The following is a 4,131-nucleotide window of genomic DNA, read 5'->3' as shown; positions in this document are numbered from 1 at the left end:
CGCTCCGACAACAGGCGCCGCTCCGACAACAGGCGCCGGTCCGGCTGCCCGGCCGCGCCGCCGCAGCGCCGACACCGCGCGTTCGCCGATCACGATGCCCAGCAGGCCGGTCAGGCCCAGCAGGGGCGGGGCGGGTGAGCGCAGGCCGAGGGACCAGTAGACGGCGCCCATGAGCGCGCCTGCGGCCAAGGCGGGAGCGGCGGCGCGCAGGAAAGCGGCGACGGCGGCCCGCCGCGCCCCGGTCGGCGGTCTCACCACGTCTCCAACAGCGTCTGCCCGAGCAGCATGCCGAGCAGGCCGAACAGGGCGACGGGCGGTGGCGCCGGCGACCCGACCCGCAGCAGCGCGTACAGGGCGCCGACCAGGACGCCCGCCGACAGCGCCTCGACGTACGGCACAGCGGTCAGCTCCCGGTGCGCCACTGGTGGTCGGGGAGGAAGCGGACGTCGTACTGTCCGGGCACGGTCGCGAACTTCTCCGGGGCGGGGACGAAGGGCCGGGCCGGCAGGCCCAGTTCGTCGGCCGGTGTGCCGAGGGTCTCGAAGAACCGCTCGAAGGTGCCGCCCGGCCCGGCGGCGACGCCGACGACCTGTGAGTGGTGGCGTTCCATGCGGTAGGCGTGGGTGCAGTTCTTCGGGACGAAGCCGAAGTCCCCGGGGGTGAGCAGCTTCTCGTGCTGTTCGCCCTCCAGGTCCTCCACGAAGAGCCGTACGGCGCCCTGGGTGATGTAGAAGACCTCGTAGGTGTCCGCGTGGGAGTGGGCGGGGATCAGCTCCCCCTTGGGGCCTTCGCAGGTGAAGAAGTTGAAGGTGTTCTCGGTCTGTTCGCCGCCCGCGTAGATCGTGACGAGGTCACCGAACAGGTGCGCGCGGTCGCCCAGCCCCTTCTCGATGAAGTAGGGCTTGCCCGGCTCCGGCGGGATGAAGGAGCGGGCGCGGTGGCGGGTGGCGTACTCGATGGTCATGCAGAGCCTCCGGTTCCGACGTGGCAATGTCAGGCTACCTGACATTGCAGCCGCACCCAACGGTGCCCCGCCGGTCCGCTGCCCCGCTAGCGTGACCGGATCAGCCGTACCTCCTCCACGCCCAGCAGGCCCAGCAGCGGAACCTTGCCGACCCGCTGACCGGGGTCGACCACCAGCCCGGAACCGCGGATCAGGTCCAGCAGCAGCTCGGCCAGCGGCATGACCATGTGCCGGCCCCAGCAGCGTTCCGACGAGTGCCCGAAGGGCAGGTAGCCCGGGGCGGTGTCCGGGTCGAGGCCGTCCCAGCGCTCCGGACGGAAGGCGTCCGGATCGTCCCAGAGAGCGGGGTCCCGGTGGGAGAGCAGCGGCAGCAGCAGGACGTCGTCGCGCTCGCCGATCCGGCCGTCGATCGCCGGATACTCGGGCGAGGCGTTGCGCAGGATGTTCCAGGACGGCGGCAGCAGCCGCAGCGACTCCAGGATGATGTGGCGAGGGGACATGCCGTCGTCGAACGGGGAGCCGAGCCAGAGGGCGTTGGCCACCAGGGTGGAGACGGTGAAGCACACGGGCGCAGCGGCCCTGCGGTACATCCCCATGGCGTACCGCCGCTCCTGGTACCCCCGCGCCCGCGCCGCGCGGTCGGCGAGGCCGGTGAGCCGGGCGTCCGGGCGGGGCCAGCCGGGCAGGGCGGCACCGACCGCGATCACCGACCAGGTGAGCTTGGGGGTGAGTTCGAGGTTGCGGCTCATCAGCATCCGCAGCCGGTAGGGGTCCTGGCCGAGTATCAGATCGCGCAGGAAGAGGTGCCCGGTCAGCGGCCAGGGACCGGCCAGATCCACGTCCTCGGGCAGCGGCCGGGCCAGGGCCTCGCGCACGTCGTTGGCGATGGTGCGGGTGACCGCGGACGCCTCGCTGCGGGTGATGGACCGTCCGTGCAGCGGTTTGAAGGTGGGGCGTTCGGTCTCGGTCGCCCGGCGCGCGGCCAGGATGCGGTCGGCGACCTCGTGTCCCGCGACCCCGACGGTGTCGGGTTCGAGCCGGAAGACGTCCTGGCCCAGGTGGTCGCCGATGAGCGCGGCGAGCCGCGGGGCGAACACGGTGGCGCGCGCACGCGCGGTGGATGACGGCGGCATGGCTCCTCCGGTACGGGGGCGGTGAAGGCCGCGGCACGACGGGACACCGCCGCCCGGCCGGACCGCGTCGCGGTGCGGCCGGACAACGATGTCACCGCTACAGCGGCGGGTGCGGGATCAGTACCAGAGGTACCAGGCGTTGGCCTTGAGGCTCTTGGCGGCGGCAACGCGGTTGCGGAGGGCGAAAAGGAGCTTCATCACTGCACCTCCCCTCGGGGGACGGACGGGTGACACGCGCCGCACCGGAGCGGGCCGGTGAAGATCACGTGTCGGCGACGCCCCGGAACCTTCCCGTGATCGTTGACCGATTAATCACCAGGGAGTTCAAAATCGCGGCCAGGCAGTCGGTTTCAGACTTTCGCCGATCATCGGCGCTCCGGTTTGACGTACCACCCGGCACGCGGGAGCCGTACCGCCGCCGGAGGCTCCCTCCGCTGCTGGCGGACGCCGCCGACCGCCCGGATGCCGGACGGTCCGTCACCGAGAGCGGACGCGCGCCGCGTCTCCGTCGACCGGCCCGTCGGCCCCACATTGGCGAGATATGGACCCGCACACCTCGGCTGCGATCAAGGCCACTTTTCCCCGATTGGACTTTGCCCGAGCGAGATTGGCCTTCCTAACGTGGGCGGCATGGCACCACACGAACCCTCAGGTGACGAGCGAACGGGGAAGGTCGTCGTCGGGGTGAGCGACTCACTCGCAGGACTCGCCGCGTTACGCCGCGGCATTCAGGAGGCCCGCGCCACCGGCCGGACGCTGGTGGCGGTCCGGGCCTGGGAACCTCCGGAGGGCGAGGCCCTCTATCTGCGCCAGCCGGAGCCGTCCTGGGCCCGCCTGTGGGCCGACGACGCGCGACAGCGGCTGGAGCGGGCCTTCGACCTGGCGGCGGGCGGGCCTCCGGCGGACCTGAGGATCGTACGACGCGTGGTCAGGGGGTCGGCGGGGCCGGTGCTGTGCTCGATCGCCGCGTCCCCGGACGACCTGCTGGTCATCGGCATGGCCCGGCCGCGGGGCCCGTTCGCCCGGCTGCACCGCAGGCCGGTGCACCGGTTCGTGCCGGCCCGGGCCGAGTGCGAGGTCCTGGTCGTGGCCGGCCCCCGGCTGCTGCCGCGCGAGGCCCGGATCCTCCGGCGCAGCGACCTGGTGGCACCGCCCGACCGGGCGACGGCGGGGCGGTGACCGGCGGGGGCCCGTCCGTCGGACCCGGCGGCCGGCGAGGCGGGCGCGGGCCGGTGACCGGGGTCCGTGGCGGCCTGTTCCGTGCTACGGCGGCGGGCCGCCCGCACTCCCCCTGAGCCCTGCTCAGTCCCCGGTCGGGCGGCGGGCGTAGACCTCGATCTCGATCTTCATCCGGGGGTCGGCGAGGCCGCACTCCAGCATGGTGGCGGCCGGCCGGACCTCGCCGAAACAGCGGCGCAGCACCGGCCAGCAGGGCTCGAAGTCCGCGCGGTCCGGCAGCAGATAGCGCACCCGCACCACATCGGCGAAGCCGCACCCCGCCTCGGCCAGCGCGGCCCCGATGTTTCGCAGGCACTGTTCGGCCTGCTCCACCACGTCGTCGGAGATGGTCATGGCGGTGTAGTCGAAGCCGGTGGTCCCGGAGACATGCACCCAGTCCCCGTCGACCACGGCACGGGCGTAACCGATCTGCTCCTCGAAGGTGGAGCCGCTGAGTATCGCGCGTCGTTCCGTCATGCGCGGAACGCTAGGTGACCAGCACCGATCCGTCCATCGATCACCGCGTCGCCGCCTCAGCCCTCCGCCCGCACGGGGTGCCGGCTCATGATCGAGACCCGGTTGAACGCGTTGATGGTGACGGCGACCCAGATCACGGCCGCCGTCTGATCGTCGGTCAGGACCTCGCGCGCCGCCGCACGGGCGGCGTCCTGGGCGGCGCCGTCGGCCGCGGCGGTGGTCGCCTCGGCGAGGGCGAGGGCGGCGCGTTCGGCGGGCGTGAACAGGTCGGTGTCGCGCCAGGCGGCGAGGACACCGAGGCGCTGCGGGGTGTCCCCCGCCCGCAGCGCGGCCCGGGTG

General features: G+C 73.0%; 8 protein-coding genes. 1 reads left to right on the top strand and 7 read right to left on the bottom strand.

What is annotated here, in order from left to right; translation table 11 throughout:
* From CCN44_RS35985 to CCN44_RS47950, 5 genes are all read right to left on the bottom strand, one after another.
* Positions 1-255: DUF1427 family protein (locus CCN44_RS35985; protein ID WP_208639912.1), on the bottom strand; the 255-nt coding region annotated here is incomplete at its 3' end.
* Positions 252-398, bottom strand: coding sequence for a DUF1427 family protein (locus CCN44_RS35980; RefSeq protein WP_086702807.1), 147 nt, complete (start codon positions 396-398; stop codon positions 252-254). The genes CCN44_RS35980 and CCN44_RS35985, both read right to left, overlap by 4 nt.
* A 5-nt stretch (positions 399-403) precedes the next feature.
* On the bottom strand, positions 404-964 hold the full coding sequence (locus CCN44_RS35975; protein WP_059247117.1) for a quercetin 2,3-dioxygenase: 561 nt from the start codon (positions 962-964) through the stop codon (positions 404-406).
* Between the two features lie 86 nt (positions 965-1,050).
* Positions 1,051-2,097 carry a cytochrome P450 gene (locus CCN44_RS35970; protein WP_086702804.1) on the bottom strand — a complete coding sequence of 349 codons (1,047 nt, stop codon included), beginning with the start codon at positions 2,095-2,097 and terminating at the stop codon, positions 1,051-1,053.
* 117 nt (positions 2,098-2,214) lie between these two features.
* The gene (locus CCN44_RS47950; RefSeq protein ID WP_223284023.1) at positions 2,215-2,295 is read right to left on the bottom strand and encodes a tryptorubin family RiPP precursor; all 81 of its coding nucleotides are present in this window, start codon (positions 2,293-2,295) and stop codon (positions 2,215-2,217) included.
* Positions 2,296-2,559: 264 nt separating this feature from the next.
* Between CCN44_RS47950 and CCN44_RS35965 the strand changes: the two genes are divergently transcribed.
* Positions 2,560-3,276, top strand: a complete 717-nt coding sequence (locus CCN44_RS35965; protein ID WP_086702801.1) for a universal stress protein — start codon at positions 2,560-2,562, stop codon at positions 3,274-3,276.
* A gap of 123 nt (positions 3,277-3,399) precedes the next feature.
* Here the strand turns inward: CCN44_RS35965 and CCN44_RS35960 are convergent, their stop codons facing one another.
* The gene (locus CCN44_RS35960) at positions 3,400-3,792 is read right to left on the bottom strand and encodes a RidA family protein (RefSeq protein WP_059247114.1); all 393 of its coding nucleotides are present in this window, start codon (positions 3,790-3,792) and stop codon (positions 3,400-3,402) included.
* A 56-nt stretch (positions 3,793-3,848) separates the two neighbouring features.
* Positions 3,849-4,131 (bottom strand): carboxymuconolactone decarboxylase family protein (locus CCN44_RS35955; RefSeq protein WP_208639911.1); only part of this gene is annotated, 283 nt, incomplete at its 5' end.

It is taken from the genome of Streptomyces tricolor (genome assembly GCF_002155905.1).
GTDB classification, from domain to species: domain Bacteria; phylum Actinomycetota; class Actinomycetes; order Streptomycetales; family Streptomycetaceae; genus Streptomyces; species Streptomyces tricolor.
Note: the sequence above shows the minus strand (reverse complement) of the source record. Positions and strands in the feature narration are given on the sequence as shown.